14 protein-coding genes are annotated in these 19,812 nt (G+C 33.1%); 7 read left to right on the top strand and 7 right to left on the bottom strand.

Annotated elements, in window-relative coordinates:
- Window positions 1-312 precede the first annotated feature (312 nt).
- The 7 genes from OIU83_RS11680 to OIU83_RS11650 form a co-directional block, all read right to left on the bottom strand.
- A complete protein-coding gene (locus tag OIU83_RS11680; protein WP_264206434.1) occupies window positions 313-6,693 on the bottom strand; it encodes an RHS repeat-associated core domain-containing protein in 6,381 nt (2,126 codons plus the stop codon).
- Window position 6,694: 1 nt separating this feature from the next.
- Entirely contained in the window at window positions 6,695-7,147 is a 453-nt protein-coding gene (locus OIU83_RS11675) for a T9SS type A sorting domain-containing protein (RefSeq protein ID WP_264206433.1), read from the bottom strand.
- Window positions 7,148-7,168: 21 nt separating this feature from the next.
- On the bottom strand, window positions 7,169-8,239 hold the full coding sequence (locus tag OIU83_RS11670) for a centromere protein H (RefSeq protein WP_264206432.1): 1,071 nt from the start codon (window positions 8,237-8,239) through the stop codon (window positions 7,169-7,171).
- Window positions 8,240-8,731: 492 nt separating this feature from the next.
- Window positions 8,732-9,112 carry an oligosaccharide flippase family protein gene (locus OIU83_RS11665; RefSeq protein ID WP_264206431.1) on the bottom strand — a complete coding sequence of 127 codons (381 nt, stop codon included), beginning with the start codon at window positions 9,110-9,112 and terminating at the stop codon, window positions 8,732-8,734.
- A gap of 61 nt (window positions 9,113-9,173) precedes the next feature.
- The gene (locus OIU83_RS11660) at window positions 9,174-10,298 is read right to left on the bottom strand and encodes a DegT/DnrJ/EryC1/StrS family aminotransferase (protein ID WP_264206430.1); all 1,125 of its coding nucleotides are present in this window, start codon (window positions 10,296-10,298) and stop codon (window positions 9,174-9,176) included.
- The gene (locus OIU83_RS11655; RefSeq protein WP_264206429.1) at window positions 10,295-11,272 is read right to left on the bottom strand and encodes a GNAT family N-acetyltransferase; all 978 of its coding nucleotides are present in this window, start codon (window positions 11,270-11,272) and stop codon (window positions 10,295-10,297) included. The genes OIU83_RS11660 and OIU83_RS11655 overlap by 4 nt, the downstream gene beginning before the upstream one ends.
- 20 nt (window positions 11,273-11,292) lie before the next feature.
- Complete coding sequence (locus OIU83_RS11650; protein WP_264206428.1) at window positions 11,293-11,898, bottom strand: trimeric intracellular cation channel family protein; 606 nt, start codon at window positions 11,896-11,898, stop codon at window positions 11,293-11,295.
- Window positions 11,899-12,076: 178 nt separating this feature from the next.
- Here OIU83_RS11650 and OIU83_RS11645 point away from each other — a divergent pair, with 178 nt between their 5' ends.
- The 7 genes from OIU83_RS11645 to OIU83_RS11615 all read left to right on the top strand — a co-directional run bounded on the left by OIU83_RS11645 (window position 12,077) and on the right by OIU83_RS11615 (window position 19,762).
- Window positions 12,077-12,874 (top strand): TrmH family RNA methyltransferase, encoded by a 798-nt coding sequence (locus OIU83_RS11645; RefSeq protein WP_264206427.1) that lies wholly within the window; start codon window positions 12,077-12,079, stop codon window positions 12,872-12,874.
- 12 nt (window positions 12,875-12,886) lie between these two features.
- Window positions 12,887-14,431, top strand: coding sequence for a serine hydrolase (locus tag OIU83_RS11640; protein ID WP_264206426.1), 1,545 nt, complete (start codon window positions 12,887-12,889; stop codon window positions 14,429-14,431).
- A gap of 254 nt (window positions 14,432-14,685) precedes the next feature.
- On the top strand, window positions 14,686-16,908 hold the full coding sequence (locus tag OIU83_RS11635) for a RelA/SpoT family protein (RefSeq protein WP_264206425.1): 2,223 nt from the start codon (window positions 14,686-14,688) through the stop codon (window positions 16,906-16,908).
- A 92-nt stretch (window positions 16,909-17,000) separates the two neighbouring features.
- On the top strand, window positions 17,001-17,456 hold the full coding sequence (locus OIU83_RS11630; protein ID WP_035618963.1) for a Fur family transcriptional regulator: 456 nt from the start codon (window positions 17,001-17,003) through the stop codon (window positions 17,454-17,456).
- 95 nt (window positions 17,457-17,551) lie between these two features.
- Window positions 17,552-18,823 carry an adenylosuccinate synthase gene (locus tag OIU83_RS11625; RefSeq protein ID WP_264206424.1) on the top strand — a complete coding sequence of 424 codons (1,272 nt, stop codon included), beginning with the start codon at window positions 17,552-17,554 and terminating at the stop codon, window positions 18,821-18,823.
- A 55-nt stretch (window positions 18,824-18,878) separates the two neighbouring features.
- Window positions 18,879-19,460, top strand: coding sequence for an NUDIX domain-containing protein (locus OIU83_RS11620; RefSeq protein ID WP_264206423.1), 582 nt, complete (start codon window positions 18,879-18,881; stop codon window positions 19,458-19,460).
- 44 nt (window positions 19,461-19,504) lie between these two features.
- Window positions 19,505-19,762, top strand: coding sequence for a DUF7660 family protein (locus OIU83_RS11615; protein ID WP_264206422.1), 258 nt, complete (start codon window positions 19,505-19,507; stop codon window positions 19,760-19,762).
- Window positions 19,763-19,812 lie beyond the last annotated feature (50 nt).

The following is a 19,812-nucleotide window of genomic DNA, read 5'->3' as shown; positions in this document are numbered from 1 at the left end:
GAGGGTATAAAAAAACTAATTTTTCAACAATCCATATTTCATCAATTTCTTCAAATTCATCAACAATTACTTTGTATTTATCTCTTTTTAAAAAATGCAGGTAATTAAAGTATAATATAAGTAAAGTAAGAATGAATACCGAGATAACTGTTAATTTTGTAATATTAAAATCTAAAAATATTAAAAAAGTATATATGTTAATACTTAACAATATTGAGAAATACATACAAGTGAATATTTCAGGATAAATCTTATTTGTATTATGAATAGATTTAAACATTTTATAAAAAACATAATTATAAATATTCATAATTAACGAAATTTTAAAGGACATGTTGGACATTCTCTATACATTCCTGAGCTTTGACTTATAATGGCTGTTTGATTAACTCCATTTGGGTAGCTTCCATATTTTTTGAAGTAAGCCTCTCGTTTTCCTTCATATTGAGCATTATGATATACTTCAGAATCACCTATTATACGTAATGTACCTACTCCAATACCAACAACTGGATAGTATCTAGATACTGCAATTACCGATGCATCAAATGTTAAAGATGCTGTTGCCAAATCCATTTCTTGTTGATTTTTAGCATTATAAACATCATATATTCCTGTACTTATACCATAGGTATTTGCAGCAGTACCTAAATAGCCTCCCCATTTAGAAAAGTTTTTCAAATCAAAATAAGTATTATCCATGTCTGAAAAATAATATCTACCATTAAAATTAGCCGTAGCCCCTATATCGCCAATAAACCCTGTGTAATTAGAAATAGTGCTAAAATTATCTCTTCCATTACCTTGATCTTCTCCATCATTATTTACAGTCTTAGGTTTTACAATAGATCCATTTTGAGCAACACCATTCGCCGCATCTTTAGAATTATTATAACCAAAATCTGTTGTTATGGTTGCGCTAAAACTAATGCCAGCATTATTTGATGCAGCGTTCCAATCTCCAGTTCTAGTATATTCTGCATAAGTAGCACCAAAATGTGCGACTCCTGCCCCAATTAATACAGCTCCTACTGCCGTTGCTACTCCAGTTGCAGATAAAACCGTTCCAACAGCTATTGCTACAGCGGCAACTATATCATTCCAATTAATTTTGAGCTCCCCACTAGGATCAGTATACTTCAGGGGGTTGTTTAACACATATCCGTAACGATTAAAGTTTTGGGTATTAGCAGGGTCTTGCACAAAATTATCAGGCTGTAGGAATCGATGCAATTTTGGGTCATACAAACGTCCATTCATATGTATAAGACCTACACTTTGCAAGTGTTCATGCCCCGTGTAACCTCTGTCAAGAATAGTAAGACCGTTTAATATATTACCGGCACTATCTTGTACTTTTATAATAGCACCCCAAGCATCAAATTGCCTTTTTTCAAGAATAACTCCTGTTTCATTGGTTATTGCCAAGATACTGCCTTGGTAATCTCTGTGCAAATATAATGTTTGTTCTTGAGCTGCTCCTGCGCTATTATATGTTTTTTTATAAACTACTGGTGCAGAGTACCCATCTCCACCTAAATAAGTTACAAACTCGACAGCTCCTGTTTGGGTATTTTCCTTAATCTCCATAGTACCATCGGCACTGTAATGTTTACGATAGATTCGGGTTTGTTTAAGTCCTAATCCTCCGTAAAACATAACACTACGGTTGTTGTTGTCATTATACACAAAACTTATTTTATCTATACCCTCTTCTACTATTTCTACAGGGCTCTTAAAAGTATTGTAGCTAACAGTTTGCAAAGGCTTAGTCTCATAATAAGGTAAAGCCTCAGGCGTTAATGTTATAGAGGTATTTTGGTATTTTTTACCCGTATTGGTATAATTATATACTCCTAACGTATTAGACTTGATACGTCCATCATCTTCATAAGCCTGACTTTCTTGTACACCTAATCCATTAGGGAATTCTGTAAGTCGATCTTGGGTATCGTAATTAAAATTTTCAGTTACATTACCAAAAAGACTGTTTTTACGCCACTTGAGGTTCCCACGTTGGCTATCAAAATTAGTACCTAATTCCATGGTGGTTACGGTACCCAAAGTATGCTTCATATTGGTTACGTATCCATAACTATCGTATGCATTATTTATAACAATTCCGTTACCTAATGCCGCTTTGGTTAACTGTCCTCTGGCATTTATCTCGGTTGTCTCCCAAAGAGTTTTGGTAATTTGTCCATTTTTTATTTCGTTTATTTTATATGCAAAGCCATTTTTGTACTCCTTTTGTATACTAGTAGTACTGCTTTTTCCGTTTAGAGTTGCCGTATTAATTTCTTTATCAACCCTGCCCCAAGCATCGTATTCTATTTTTTTTGTGAAAACTGCACCGTACCCTGTGGTTTCGCTAGTTGTTTCCAAACGTTTTTTTGCGTCGTAGGTATAATCAGTAATAATTGTTTTACCTGCATCTCCAGTATCTGTGTAAATCGTTTTTTGGAGCAATTTGCTGTCTGGTGTATAAAGATATTGAGTAGTGCTGTTGGTATTATTGCCTACTATGGTTTTTGTTTCAAGTTTACCCCAATCGTTCAGTTTATACGTAGTTGTGCCATTTGGAGTAGTTTCTTGTGTGTTCTCGCCAAGAGCATTATATTCGTATGTATACATACCTGCCGAAGGATCTGTTAAACTGGTTTTATGTCCCCAACCATCTTGTGTCATAGTTATTTTATTCCCATTGTAATTGGTTTCCTTAAGGTTTCCATTGGCAAAATAACTATAATTTACGGTACCACCTATTGGGGCTTCAAGCATGGTAATAACATTACCCATGGCATTTTTGGTTGATATTTTGATTTGACCTGTACTGCCATCAGTTACAGTAGTTGTTCGTTTATCATATTTTATTGTCAATACCTTCCCCTTAAAGTCTGTGATAGTTTCGGGACGACCATACACATCATATAAAGTGGTATTCCATAATGGACTACCGGTATTAGGTTCACTTACACTAAAATTTCGATCATAAATATCGTATTTATAATCTTTATAAGACATATTGCCTTGAATGTCTTTTATACCACTACGTATCTTTCTGCCCAGATCATCAAATAGTTCTTCACTATAACTATCGTCCGTATTTCCTGTGAGTGTGATTTTGGCTTTTTCGCTTTGTCGTATATAGGCATAAGTATGTGTTTTACCTAAATAATCGGTAATTGTGGTTTTCTTAAACCAAGAATCATACTCGTAGCCTGTTACAAGTGCATTGTTCCAAATACCAAGTTCCGTTTGCTTAGTTTCAGACTTTAGTGTACTGTTGGGATTGTAATCAAATGCGGTTTTGAATCCCTCAATATCTGTACTTTCTTTTAAGAAACGACCTGTGGGATCGTATATGAAACTCGTTTTTCTATCTGTGACACCTGATGCCGATATCGTTTTTGTTGTGATGTTTCCAAAAGTGTCATACCCATTTGTTTCGATAATGGCACTCGTGTTGTTGCCATATTTTTGGATTGTCTTTAGCAAATTACTTTCAGATCCCGAGCCGTATTCATAAATCTCACTTGAATTCATACTATCACCAGAACTTATCACAGTTTGGGATTTGCTTTTTGTTCTTCCTATATAATATGGACTAGTAGTCGTTTGATTTTCATAAACTACATTAGCTACAGTGGTTTGTATAGTTGTTCCTCTCTCTCTTAGTACGGTAGTAGATTGAGTTGGATTATTATTATCGTCATAAACAATATTAGTTTCACTATTCGTATTCTCTAAACCATTATATTGTTTATTATTAGTATTTTGAATTTTAAAAACTTTATTAGGCAATACATCACTTTCGTAGGTAAGTATTGATTTTACGATGAATTCAGTAGGTGAGTCACCAGCTGAATTTGCATCTGCATTGATTTTTGCAGTAAAAGTACTTCCAGATTTTATCCAGGTATTCGGTTTTAAAATTATTCTTTGTGTCGCAATTAAATTATCTGTACTGGTTACTGTATAATCTCCTTCTTTTACGAGTACCCTAGGAGTTTGATCAGTTCTTGTAGTCTTTAAAGGATCATGTAATCCCAATACTGTATAATTTTCAGTATTGGCTCCTCTTTGCCCCACATCAAACCTAGAAATACTAGAGATAATTTTAGAAGGATCATTATACCAATTAGTTCTCATCGTGGAACGAAAACCTAAAAACCCAAGTCCTTCTACATTCGAAACGCCTCCATAATATTTAAATGATTGTTTAGAGGATCCTGCACTACTTTGCTTTTCCAGTTGAGAAACTACTTTAAAATTGGGCGCAATTACAATATCAATACCAGGATAACTTTCTATGTTGTCACTAGATCGGTATACTGCATCATAACCTCCATTGTAATTAGCATCTAGTGGTTGATAAGTTATTATTTTCTTAACTCCATTTCCAATAGTAACTGAATTCAATTCCTTATCCGTAATACTATTCTTCGTATTATAGAAATATTGAATTTTATCATTAATTATAAAAGCAACATCAAATATCGATGTAAGTACTCCATTATGAGTATTTTTATTATTAGAAGGAAGATAAATAGGCAAAGTATTAATTCCAATAGCAACATCTGAAGTAGTATATACTGTCCTTGAATCAGTTACAGATATATATCCATTAACATTTCTAAAACAAGTCATGGAAATTGATCCGCTTGTATCGGTTTGATTTCTATTCACAACTATATTTGTTAAATCAGTTTTTCCATCCTTATCATAATCAGAAGCTATATATCTATTTGTTTTTAATGAAGTATTAGTACTGAAAGTTATTCCTTGCAACGATCTTGATAGTTTTACAAAACCAGTTCCTGTAGAAGTAAATTTATTCCAAACATCAGATCCTGAAGCCGATGGAATTAAAAAATCAGATTTCCCATCACCATTATAATCCCCTACTAAAATTGGTTTGTCAATTTGTATAGCTGTATCTGTTGTTGTAAACAATAACTCTAATTTATTAGCATCGTTTAAAGAAAACACCCTAACAGATCCAGATTTGAATACTAACAAATCAGCCTTTCCGTCCCCATTAAAATCTGCTACTTGCAACTGTTCTGCTGCATCGATGTTTAGATTGTTTGTAATAGAAACAAAATCTATAGTTTTTCGACTATCTAAATCTACAAAAAAAGCATTGCTTTTACGGGTAGTATTATAATAAACATAGTTTCCATTAATATCACATGGAGCATAGTAACTATAATCCATATTTTTCTCAATGACCAAGACATCAGTAATTCCATCTCCATTAAAATCTCCACTAACATATTCTTTTGGAATGTTTTCTTGGTATTCCGTTGGCGGCCTCGGATTATTGCAACGAGCACTTGGGTCTTCTGAAAAATATATCAGCTTTGGAAAATCGTATGATTTCCCTCCTTGTCCATAAATAGGGGTTCCAATAGAATAATTATTAAATGAAGTAGTAAATGTTGTTGGATTTATAACTACTGTACACCAACCTTGCATTGGTATTAATTTATTTTGAGAACTTAACCATGAAACAGGAAATATTGTTTCAAAAGAACCTACCATATGCTTATAGCCCATATTTACAGGAATATTCGCAATAGATTTAATATTTGAAAACAAATAATACATTTTTTTTGCATCTGGTCCAATTTTGGGATATAGTAGAAAGTCCATATTACCATCTCCATCAAAATCACCACTAACCGTTTCGAAATCAAGAGCAGTAATATCTCCTACACTCAGTTTTGCCGTTAAATTACTATGTACTAAGTCGTGCTTAGTACTATTATAAGTAAAAACTGTTGGATTATAAGCTAAAATATTGTCTCCTGATTTTTCGGTTATTTTAGATAATAAATCACTATTATTGATATATTCCAATTTATAATTTCTAAAACCAGCTGCAAAGTTTTTTATACTAATTACATCTAATTTATAATTGTTAATTATACTTTGTCCTCCTACATAAATTTCAATAGGGTTAAACCTCGAAATATAATTAAATTGAATGGAATTTAATATGTTACTTCCAGGAGCCCCCATACCTCCATAAGATATTTCAGTTAATCGAAGCGTATTATTTGTAGTTACGTATGAGTAGTTTATTCTTACTCCCTGAGGGTTTTGCCAGTAAGTTATAGACCATTCTAATAATGAACGTGACTCTGATGTATTCCCATATTGTGCTATTGAACCATCGGGATATTCTATCTGAAAATATGCCGGGCCATAATTAGCTCCTAAAGGATTCACTCCATAAGAAGTGATTTTTACATTTGAAAATCTTTCGGTTTCATATACTGTTCCGTTTGCTCCATAAACTCCAGAAGTGCCACTTTTTACAACTAATCGTTGCCCATCAAAAGCAAAACGGTCTAATGAATCAAAATCTACGGCATCAATTATACCGTCATGGAATTTGGTAGAAGGAATTCTAGTAATACTAGATACCCCGGAAATACCCCAACCTTCACCTGCAATACCACTACCAGCCTGACTATTATAAACCAAACTGATTTGAGGAACTACTCCATTGATTCCAGACGGCACTGCAATAGGAATAGAATAAGTAGCACTCCCAGATAATGAGACTGATAATTCACCTTCGGTTACGCCAACTTCTGTGGAATTTCCAGTAGGTGTAGTCCCTTGTGCATTAACAAAAAAAGATAAACTTAAAAATATAAGAGTAAAGTAAAAATGCTTCATATTATTTTTGCTTGATAATTTTTATTGTCTTTTGCTCTCCATTATTATACAGGAGAACAACCAGATAAGTTCCAGAAGGATACGATTGAAATGGAATTGTTTGTGTATTATTTCTTTCCGATTGAGAGAATGTTTGTAAAACTTGCCCATTAAAATTGTAAACCATCAATGAAGAAACATAATTATCATTAACAAGCTGCCACTTTAAGTATAATTCTTCCCTAACTGGATTAGGATAATAAGAAACGACGTCTTCCGGTGAGAATTTCAGCAGGTCTTCTTCGACCAATGCTTCAATTTCTTTGGGTACTTCATCCGCATTTTTACTGGTACAGGTTAAACATAATTCTCTTTTTGTTTGATTGCCTGCATTATCATATTCGAATGTGATTTTTTTCTGAGCCCTTGTAGTTATTGCAAATCCTAGCAGGATTAGTATTAAATAATATTTCATGATATAATCGTTTTACTGTTTTTATTTATTCTCTAATACTTTTTTCATTTGAGCTTTTAACTCTTCCATATCCTTATTTTGCTGAATTAAATAAAGTGCTAATTCTTCTGTTTTTTTCGACTGAACAGTATTCTCTTTATGCTGCTCGATTGTATAAAGTGTTAATTCCTCTACTTTCTGCAATAATTTGATATTCATTTCAGATAGATTAATACCGCTTTCCTGCATTTCTTTGGCAGATGCTATCTCAGGTAAATGCTTGTTTTCTTTAATGTAAGTTTCCACAGTAGTTAATGAAGGTAAATTATACTCGTTTTCGAAAACAAAATCAGCTCCCGCATTTACCGTTACTCGTACTTCACGCGCATTAATATCTCCAGCAACGGTTAGTTTTGCAGTTGGGTTTGTAGTTCCTATGCCTACATTGCCTTGAAAAAAGGCCAATGAAGTGTAATCTACTCCGTTAAAACGTTGGATAAATTCCTGATTGATACCGCCAGTATTCCAAATAGTTTGTAATGTTAGATTATATTCCGGATTAATGGTAGACCATTTTTGAGAACTATATCTTCCCGTAGTAGGTAGAGGCAAATTGACATCTAATATAGCAGTTGGGGCTAAAGTACCAATGCCAACATTACCAGTATTAGCTATTATCATTTGTTCTTTCCAATTATCAGAAGTTGCGTTTCGTGTTGCAAATAAAATAGAGGAAGAAGGATTTGAACTTGTAGAATTAGGTGCCGTTACAACTCCTAAATATGCAACTCCTTTATTAAGAGAAGTTGTATTTGGCAATGCCCAAGTGAGACTACCTATGGAGGTACTTGGCTGGACAGATCCTGAGGAAATTACAATGTGAGACTGTGAATTTATAATAACATTAGGATTGCTAATTTCTAATATTTTGTTGTTTCCGCCGTGTTGATAAAATGAAGGATTAGTTGTTCCTATTCCTACGTTACTATTAGAAGTTGGTGAGTTTGGCAAAACACTTCCGGAACCGCCTGTCGAGGTACTTATCTGTGCTTTTATAGTTATGCTGCTTAATATAAATATTCCTGAAAATAAAAGAGTAAAAGATGGTTTCATTTCTTGCGTTTTCTTATAGATTAATTCGCGCAAAAGTATTGAATAAAATCAAATAAACTGAAGGGAATTTAAGAAAAAATTAACTAAACTAAACTCTTCCTAAAATACACACAAAGCACAACCAAATAAAGAAAATTATCCAAAGCCTGAGCCATAACAACTCCCCCTATTTTAAAAAACTGTATAAAATATAGACTTGAAAAATATAAAACGGCGAGAGAAAGCAACTCTGAGATTATAAAGGCAACGGTCATTTTTTTAGCAAAAAACTGAAAACCCAAAATAAGAGAACAAACCTTAAAAACATCTCCTAATAATTGCCAGAAAAACAAACTCTCCACAGGAAGGAAATCGGATGTAAAAAGTAGCTTTATTATAAAAAACCGTAAAAAATAAATTACAGTAACACCAATAATAAAAACAGGCAAAATCGTTTTATAATAGCTCCAGAATATCAATTTTGTCTCTTGATTGCTTTTTGCAATTGATAATTTAGGCAAAAAAAATCGAAATTGCATACCAAGGTAAAGCCAAAGCCAAGATTTTGAATACTAATGAAAATTTAAAATTACTCCCGAAAATTCTACTATTCCAGAACGAGGCTAGAAAAAATAAAAGTCCGCTTAAAATAAGTACAACTAGTAATAATGTGATAAAAACTGTGGCAATTATTTTTTGAATTTCTGTTTCATTCTTTTCATTTTCAGCAACATATTTTACAATTCCGCTTTGGAATCCCAATGTTGAAATACTTTCCAATGAAGTCAAAAAATTACGAAGATTTCCAACTAATGCCATTCCGCTAGGACCAACAAAAACAGCTAATAATTTTGACGTAATTAATCCAATACCAATTTTTAATACTACACTCAAACTATTTAAAGAGGTTATTTTAAACAGATTGGTCTGGGTATATTTTTTAATGAAACTCAAGCTAGTATCTATTAATAATTTCAATAATAAAACTCACCTCTTCATCAGTCAAAACGGGGCTTATTGGCAAACTCAAAACCTCCTTATGTATTTTTTCGGTAATTGGGAAAGATAGATTATTCCATCCCGAAGTTTCGGGAGAAAATGCCTTTTGTTTATGTGGAGGAACTGGATAATGGATCATTGTTTGAATGCCATTCTCTAATAAATAAGCTTGTAAATTATCTCTTTTTTGAGTTCTAATAACAAATAAATGAAATACATGATTAGATTGCTTCGTTCCTCGCAATGACACAATCGGTAGTATTATTTTCTCATTTTTTATCTCGCTCAAATATCTTTTTGCAATATTTCTTCGTTGTTCATTTTCGGCATTCAAGTTTGGTAATTTTACATTCAGGAATGCGGCTTGCAATTCGTCTAATCTCGAATTTACACCAACAAAATCATTATAATATTTTGTTTCTGAGCCATAATTACGAAGCGAAAATAAAACTTTAGCCAACTCAGAATCATCTGTTGTAATTGCACCGCCATCACCTAAGGCTCCTAAATTCTTCCCTGGGTAAAAACTATACGCTACAGCTGATTGCTCATTGCCGATTGCCGATTGCTGATTGCCGATTGCGCCGTGTGATTGTGCTGCATCTTCTACTACTAAAAGATTATTTCGAATTGCAATATCATTTATGTCATCCATTTCGGCTAATTGTCCGTATAAATGAACCACCAAAATCGCTTTGGTTTTTGGTGTGATTTTTTCTTGAATTAAATCTGGATCAATATTATATGTTTCTAATTTTGGCTCGACCAAAACCGGAACCAAATCTGCTTGTAAAATAGCTAGAATACTCGCGACATAAGTATTTGCGGGAACTATAACTTCATCTCTTTTTTGTAATTTACCTAGTTGGATATATGCTTTAAAAATAAGCGATAAAGCATCCAGCCCATTCCCTACTCCAATACAATGTTTTGCACCACAATATTCAGCAAAAGATGCTTCGAATGCTTTGACTTCTTTTCCTAAAATATACCAGCCATTATCCAAAACAGCTTCCATTTTTTCCTGAAATGCTTTTTTGTACGGCTCGTTTATTTTCTTTAGATCTAAAAAGGAAATCATAATAAAACGTTGTTTAATAAATCGTAATTTATAGTTTCTACTTCATAAAAATCGTGGACAATTGTACCCGCGCCAAAACTTTCTTTCCAATACGATAATCCTTCATTCAGTTTTTTTCCTTGATTTTCATTGGATATTCCAAAATCAAAAAAACGTTTTTCAGCAAATACTTCTTTTATCAGAAACTCGAATAAAAAGTCTAAACTTCCCAGGTTATCCTGCTTTTCGTTTTTAGAAATATACTGGCAATGCGCAACATTCTTACTTTCGAAAACTGTCGTTCCTGCTACTATTTTATCATTGTAATACACATTAAATTGACGGAAATTCTTTGGGAAAATATTTTTTAAATAGTTTATTTCCTCTAAAGTATGAACTGGTTTTGCTTTGTGTTTTTTATCTAAATTCGGAATTAGAATTTCATTCCAAAAACTTTCAAAATTATCTTCTTCTTTAATTATTAAGTTATTAAAAATAGCCTTTTGAATCCCTCTTTTCCTAATTTTAGCGATTTTGTTTTCCTGAGATAAATCTAAAACCGAAAGTGAATCCCGACGGATCAATTTTGCTTCAGCTAAAAATAAAGCATACTGAATTTCTTCGGCAGGTTTTAAATGATAAATAGATGGTAGCGTTTTCAGATGTAATTTTGCAATAGCATTCTCATTCATAAAAATCAAAATACTTTTAAAAATCTCAATAACCGAAACAAGCTTAGTTTTTTCACCATAAACCAAACCTCCGTAAGTCAATCCTTGATGAGAATAAACGACATCATTAACTTTATTTGCAGGTAAAACTGAAACTAATTTTTCATTTTCATAAACTAATAAGGAGAAATCTTCGAATCGGTCTTTATGATATTCCATAAAATCACGATGAAACAAGAAAGTCGCATTTTTGGCTTGACCGATGAAGTCATTCCATTTTTCATAATCTGTTTCCTGATATAATTTTACAGTATAGTTTTTCACAATTTATTATTAGAAATCATTTATCGTTTGTGTTCCAGAGCTGGTAAATACCATTTGTATTTTACTGCCATTAATCGAACCGAAATAATAACAATTGAGGTTACAAGATACAAAACATCATCATTGAGGTTTAACTTTTTTAATATGAAGAAAACAGTTCCGCCAAGGATACAAATCGTAGCATAAATTTCTCTTCTAAATATAACTGGAATATCATTGCATAAAATATCACGGAGAACACCGCCAAAACAAGCTGTCATTGTGCCCAAAGCAACGCAAATTATAGGATGCAAACCAGTAATTATTCCTCTTTCTAACCCAATTAATGTAAAAACTCCTAAACCTATGGTATCAAATAAAAACAAGGATGTTCTTAATTTGTCAAACTTTTTTCTAAATATAACTGCCAGAATAAATCCTAAAATAATAACATAAACGTACTTTAAATCAAGCATCCAACCCACTGGGGTTCTACCAATTAAAACATCACGCAACGTTCCTCCTCCTACTGCAGTAACAAATGCAATTATAAAAACCCCAAACGGATCCAGTCTTTTATTCATTGCTGTTAATGCGCCAGACATAGCAAATGCCATTGTTCCAATAATGTCTAATAAGTGAAACATTTATATGTTTTTAAAATGAAATTAAAATCTAGTATTCTGACAAAAATAAAGAAATACTCTTTATAAACGGACGCTAACTACAATTAATAAATCTTAATCATTTTGAAAAATTAGTATAGAATTTAAAATTTAAAAAATCTTATTACCTTAGCCACTTACAAACTCAGCACTATTTCCCTTGAAACAAATTACTTCGATACAAAACCCATTTATAAAATCATTAGTGTTATTGCAGGAAAAAGCAAAAGCACGCAAACAAACCGGAACGTTTTTAATTGAAGGAAAACGGGAGATTTCATTGGCTATAAAAGGCGGTTATGAAATAGAAACGATCCTATTTTTACCCGAATTAATTTCTGAAAACGAAATCAATAAATTAACCGGTAAACAAGTTAATTTAATCGAAATCAACAAAGAAGTCTATCAAAAATTAGCTTATCGCGATACAACCGAAGGTATCTTGGCTATAGCCAAAACCAAATCGTTACAATTATCCGATTTAAAATTATCCGATAATCCATTAATTCTTGTTGCCGAAGCTCCAGAAAAACCAGGAAATATCGGTGCATTATTGCGTACTGCCGATGCTGCCAACCTGAATGCAGTTATTATTGCTAATCCAAAGAGTGATTTATACAATCCTAATATTGTTCGTTCAAGCGTAGGTTGTTTATTTACCAACCAAATTGCAACAGGAACAACCACCGAAATTATTACCTTTTTAAAAGAAAATAAAATCGATTTTTACTGTGCTACATTGCAAAATTCAACTTCGTACCACACACAGGATTTCACTACCCCAACTGCTCTGGTTGTTGGTACCGAAGCCACAGGATTAACTCAGGAATGGAGAGACGCAGCAACACAGAATATAATTATCCCTATGGAAGGCGAAATCGACAGTATGAATGTTTCGGTTGCAGCAGCCATATTAATTTTTGAAGCAAAAAGACAACGAGGTTTTAATCAATTATAAATTTTAAATCTAATGAACTATAAATTATCCCTTTTAGCATTATTATTTAGTTTTTCAGTTTCTGCACAAATCACCAATAAACAAGTTGATGAACTGGTAGAAAACACTTTAAAAACGTTCAATGTTCCTGGAATTGCAGTTGCAATTATCAAAGATGGAAAAATTGTTCAAGCACAGGGTTATGGTGTAAAATCGATTATTACTAAAGAAAAAGTAGATGCTAATACACTGTTCGGAATTGCATCCAACAGTAAAGCTTTTACTAGTGCTGCTCTGGCAATGTTAGTCGATGAAGGCAAAATAAAATGGGATGATAAAGTTGTAAAATACCTTCCGAATTTTAAAATGTATAATGAATATGTAACGCAGGAATTTACAATTCGTGATTTATTAACGCACCGTAGCGGACTTGGACTTGGCGCAGGAGATTTAATGATTTGGCCTGACGGAAGTGACTTTACAGCACAGGATATTATTCAAAATTTACAATATCTAAAACCTGTTTCGGGTTTTAGGACAAAATATGATTACGATAATTTATTATATATCGTAGCTGGCGAAATCGTTCATGTAGTAAGCGGAAAAAGCTGGTGTGATTTTGTCGAAGAACGCATCATGAAACCATTGGAAATGAATCATAGCGCTGCTTCATTTTTACGTTTAAAAGACTCTACGAATATCATTGCCCCTCACGTGCCAATTGACGGAAAACTGAAAGTGATTAAGAGATATCAAAACCATCTTTTTGATGCTGCTGCCGGAATTTATTCAAGCGTAAATGATTTGAGCAAATGGACAATTATGCAAATGAATAATGGAAAATATGGTTCAGACAATAAACAATTATTCTCCGAAAAAGAACATGACGAAATGTGGCAGTTACAAACTATTATTCCTGCAAGAACCAAAGCTCCATACAATACTCATTTTAGCGGATATGGTTTGGGTTGGTTCCTGAGCGATGTAAAAGGATACAAACAAGTTACTCATACAGGTGGCTTAGAAGGAATTGTTACTCAGGTTACTTTGATTCCAGAATTACAATTGGGAATTATTGTTTTAACAAATCAGCAATCTGGCGCAGCATTTAGCGCTATTACGAACACGATAAAAGACAGCTATTTAGGGATTAAATCCGAAGATTATGTTGCGTTATATAGCAGTCGCATGAAAGCCAACGAAGAAACGGCAGACAAAGTAACAGATGAAGTTTGGGCAGTAGTCGCAAAAAATAAAAAAGACAAAATAAAAACTGATTTCACCAAAATTATAGGAACTTACAAAGACAATTGGTTTGGAGAAGTGACTATTACAGAGAAAAAAGGAAAAATATATTTTGCCTCAAAACGTTCTCCACAATTAGTTGGAGAAGTATTCTTTTATAAAGATGGAAATTATGTTGTAAAATGGGATAATGCCTATTTTCATGCCGATGCGCATTTGTTCTTTAAATACGATTCTAATGGAAAAGATACTAATTTAAAAATGCAGGCAATCTCTGAATTAACCGATTTTAGTTACGATTTTCAAGACTTGGATTTTTTTAGAGTACAGTAGATATTGTCAAGCTGAGCGGAGTCGAAGCTCACTCCTATTAACAAAGACTCTTCGACTCCACTCAGGGTGACAGATAAACAAAAACATAACAAACTAAAAACCAAAACACTATTTTAGATAGTGTTTTTTTTATGCTTAAAAAGCACTATCTTTTTTTAAACATTTTATCCCATTTTCAATATTTAAAACAACTTCATTCCCTTGTGTATATTGAAACTTATTCTTATTTTTAGGGGATTGAACCAGGCGTACTTATGATAGAGATAGATATTGAAAAAGAGAATAAAGCTATTGCACAGGAATACAAAGAATTACTTCGAATTAGTTATCAGACTTTAAGTCCTACAGATAAAAAACTAATCCGAAAAGCTTTTGATGTTGCTGTTGATGCTCATAAAGAACAACGACGAAAATCGGGCGAAGCTTATATCTTCCACCCTATTGCTGTTGCAAAAATTGTAGCTTCCGAAATTGGTTTGGGAGCCACCTCGATTGCTGCTGCCTTATTGCATGATGTTGTCGAAGATACTCCTATGACAGTTCAGGATATTGAACGTTTATTTAATCCCAAAGTAGCACAACTTGTAGAGGGATTAACTAAAATTTCGATGGTTCAAAAGGATTTAAATGCATCTATGCAAGCGGAAAATTTCCGTAAAATGATCCTTACTCTAAATGATGATGTTCGTGTAATTTTGATAAAGCTAGCCGACCGTTTGCATAATATGCAAACTATGGATTCGATGGCCGAATACAAACAAACCAAAATCGCATCCGAAACTTTATACATTTATGCTCCTCTAGCCCATCGTTTGGGTTTATATAACATTAAAACTAAACTTGAAGATCTAGGGTTAAAATATACCGAACCCGATGTTTATAATGATATCGTAAGTAAGATTCGCGAAACCAAAGAAGAACAAGATGCCTACATTAAAGATATTTCGGATGTACTGAAAAAATCTTTGGATGAAGAAGGAATCGACTATATTATAAAAGGTCGTCCGAAATCTATTTATTCTATTCGAAGAAAAATGCGTGCGCAAAATGTAAGCTTCGACGAAGTTTATGACAAGTTTGCACTCCGAATTGTATATAAATCCAATCCACATGACGAGAAATTTCTCGCCTGGAAAATATATTCTATCGTAACCGACCATTACAGACCAAGCCCAAGCCGATTACGTGACTGGATTTCATCACCAAAATCTACCGGATACGAAGCCTTACACATAACTGTTATGGGACCAAAAGGTCGCTGGGTCGAAGTACAGGTTCGAAGCGAGCGAATGGATGAAATCGCCGAAAAAGGATATGCTGCACATTACAAATATAAAAACGGAGCTACAGAAGAAAGTGGTCTCGATGTTTGGCTAAATCTCCTCCGTGAGGCTTTAGAAAATTCTGAAACCAATGCTGTAGATTTTGTTGAAGATTTTAAAATGAATTTATATTCAAAAGAAATCTTCGTGTTTACTCCCAAAGGAGAAATCAAATCATTACCCAAAGGAGCAACATCACTGGATTTTGCTTTTAGCATTCACTCCGAAATAGGAATAAAAACTCGCGGAACACGTGTTAACGGACGATTAGTTCCTCTTAACTACGAATTAAAAAGCGGTGATCAGGTAGAGGTTATCACTTCTCAAAACCAGAAACCAACCGTGAACTGGTTGGATTATGTTACTACGTCCCGAGCAAAAAATAAAATTAAAAACGTTTTAAACGAAAATACCAAAAAGATTGCCGAGGAAGGAAAAGAATTACTTACCCGTAAACTAAAACACTTAAAAATAACGATTAACGAACAAGTTATAAACGAGTTGGTTAATTTCTTTAAACTTAAAACAAGTTTAGATTTATTTTACAGAGTTGGTGTTGGTGCAATTGAAAACCAGCAATTAAAAGATTACGCTGCTCAAAAAAGCAACTCGTTTATCAATTTCTTCAAAAACAAAATAAAACGCAACAACACTACAACTGCCGATACCGATATTCATAAACCTGTAATTAGCAGCAATTATGATATGTTGGTTTTTGGAACAGAACACGATAAACTGGATTATAAATTATCCCCTTGTTGTAACCCAATTCCAGGCGATGATGTTTTTGGATTTGTAACAATAAACGAAGGAATAAAAGTTCACAAAAAAGACTGTCCAAATGCTATTGGCATGCAATCCAACTACGCTTATCGCATAATGACTGCCAAATGGATTGACTCTTCGCAAGAAGAATTCAAGGCAATTATCAATATAACAGGAATGGATGTTTTAGGACTTACGAATCAATTAACCAAAGTAATCTCCAACAATATGAACGTAAATATTCAGAGTATTTCTTTGAGTACCGATGCAGGAATTTTTCATGGCCAGATTGCAGTAATCGTACGAAACAATTCTATTCTCAAGAAAATGATTAACAATATTAAAAAAATTGATGGCGTAGATAAAGTAACCAGAGAATATCGAACATAAGTGTCTGAAATTTCACGATTAAACATTTGAACGTGAAACTTTAAACAGGAAACTTTTATTCATTTAAAAATAATAAATTATCTTTGCAGGATATGACACTCATTTCAACTGACAACAACAAAAATCAAGAAATTGTAAAAAATGTTTTTACATTATATCTTGAACAAAAAGGCCATCGTAAAACACCTGAGCGCTACGCTATACTTCAGGAAATTTATGATAGTGAAGAACATTTTGATATTGAAAACTTATATATCAAAATGAAAAACAAAAATTATCGTGTAAGTAGAGCCACTTTATATAACACAATCGAATTATTATTGGATTGTGCTTTAGTTCGTAAGCATCAATTTGGACAAAATCAGGCTTATTACGAAAAATCGTATTTTGATAAACAACACGATCATATCATTATGACTGATTCTGGCGAGGTAATCGAATTTTGCGATCCTAGAATCCAGACTATAAAGAAAACAATCGAAGAAATATTTGATATCGAAATTACGAATCACTCCTTATATTTTTACGGAAATAAAAAACAAAAATAGGCGATCAATAAAAAGATTGCTCTCGAAAATATTTAAATAAATAGATAATCTGAGCAGGCGGTAAAAACTGCCTCGACAACAAAATTAAAAACAGAATGACCGTAGATTTATTACTAGGATTACAATGGGGAGATGAAGGTAAAGGGAAAATTGTAGACGTTCTTACCTCGAATTATGACATTATTGCTCGTTTTCAAGGTGGACCAAATGCAGGACACACTTTAGAATTCGACGGAATAAAACATGTTCTTAGAACTATTCCATCGGGAATTTTTCACGAAAAGTCAATTAATATTATTGGTAATGGAGTTGTAATCGATCCTGTAGTTTTCCAAAAAGAAATTGAAGGTTTAGAGAAATTTAATTTAGATATCAAAAAGAAATTAATCATATCTAGAAAAGCACATTTAATTTTACCAACGCACCGTTTACTTGATGCAGCTTCGGAAGCATCTAAAGGAAAAGCAAAAATTGGTTCTACATTAAAAGGTATTGGCCCAACTTATATGGACAAAACTGGTAGAAACGGTTTACGTGTTGGTGATATCGAATTAGAAGATTTCAAAGAACGTTACAGAGCTTTAGCAGATAAACACGAAGCAATGATTGCTTTTTATGATGTTGCTATTCAATATAACTTAGCAGAACTTGAAAAAGAATTCTTTGAAGCTATTGAAGAATTAAAAAAATTAGATTTTATTGACAGTGAAGAATACATCTACCAAGCTCAAAAAGCCGGTAAATCTATTTTATGTGAAGGTGCTCAGGGATCTTTACTAGATGTTGATTTTGGAACATATCCATTTGTAACTTCATCTAATACTACAGCTGCCGGAGCATGTACCGGTTTAGGAATTGCGCCAAACAAAATCAAAGAAGTTTACGGTATTTTCAAAGCATACGTAACTCGTGTAGGTAGCGGTCCTTTCCCTACTGAACTTTTTGACGAAGTCGGAGCTACAATGGCAAAAATCGGAAACGAATTTGGATCTGTAACAGGAAGACAAAGACGTTGTGGATGGTTAGACTTAGTAGCTTTAAAATATGCTGTTCAAGTAAACGGTGTTACACAGTTAATGATGATGAAAGGGGATGTACTTTCTGGATTCGAAACTTTAAAAGTGTGTACTGAATACAACTACAAAGGAAAAAACATTTCTCATTTCCCTTATAACATCGAACCAGAAAATGTGACTCCTGTTTACAAAGAGTTCAAAGGATGGCAAGCTGACTTAACCGGAATGACAACTTACGATCAGTTACCTATTGAATTAAAAGAATATATCGAGTTTATCGAGAAAGAAGTCGAAGTACCTATCAAGATTGTTTCTGTAGGTCCAGACAGAAAGCAAACGATACTTAAATAAAAACACTAAACGCTCTGAAATCCAGAGCGTTTTTTATGCCAAAAACATTTCACACATGAGCAATCCAAAAATAAAAATAACAGAAACTAAATTATTATCTAATAATTGGTATGTATTAAACAAAGTAACCTTTGATTATCAAAAGAATAATGGAGAGCAAGAAACTCACGTTCGTGAAGTATACGATAGAGGAAATGGCGCAGGAATCTTACTTTATAATTCAACAAAAAAAACGGTAGTCCTAACAAGACAGTTTCGCATGCCTACTTATCTTAACGGAAATGCGACCGGAATGATGATTGAAATTTGCGCTGGATTATTAGACAAAGACAATCCTAAAGAATGCATCATTAGAGAAACTGAGGAAGAAACAGGATATCGATTGAAAAATGTGGATAAAGTAATCGAAACTTATATGTCTCCAGGATCTGTAACCGAAATTTTATATTTATTTACAGGACAATATGACGAAAGCATGAAAGTGAGCGAAGGTGGCGGACTTGAAGCCGAAAATGAAAATATCGAAGTACTAGAAATGACTTTTGATGAGGCTTATAATATGATTGAAACTGGAGAAATAACAGATGCCAAGACTATTTTATTATTGCAACATGCTAAGATAAAAGGACTGGTTTAAAATATTGATCCATTAAACTTAAAAGATTAAATTCCTAAATAGGCATGAAAGAAAAAGCATTTGACTTTAACGTAAACGATCGACAATCTTTTGCAGACTTTATTACTGCATTACATAAAGATCTACGTGAAAACCCAGAGGGTTGGAAAAATAAAACTTTACCTGATTTTCTTGAAGCATTATCATCTTACACCGAAGACATTCAAGGATATTATGATAACATGAAAATCCATAAAGATGCCGACAAACCTAACTGGGAAATTTTTGCTGATATATTCAAGGGAGCAATCATATATGAATAAAATAAAAAAGGCATAAGAAACTAAATCTTATGCCTTTGTCTTATGTAAAA

The sequence above is a fragment of the Flavobacterium shii genome (assembly GCF_025847235.1).
GTDB lineage: Bacteria > Bacteroidota > Bacteroidia > Flavobacteriales > Flavobacteriaceae > Flavobacterium > Flavobacterium shii.
The sequence above is the reverse complement of the archived record's forward strand: the minus strand, read 5'-3'. Positions and strand labels throughout refer to the sequence as shown.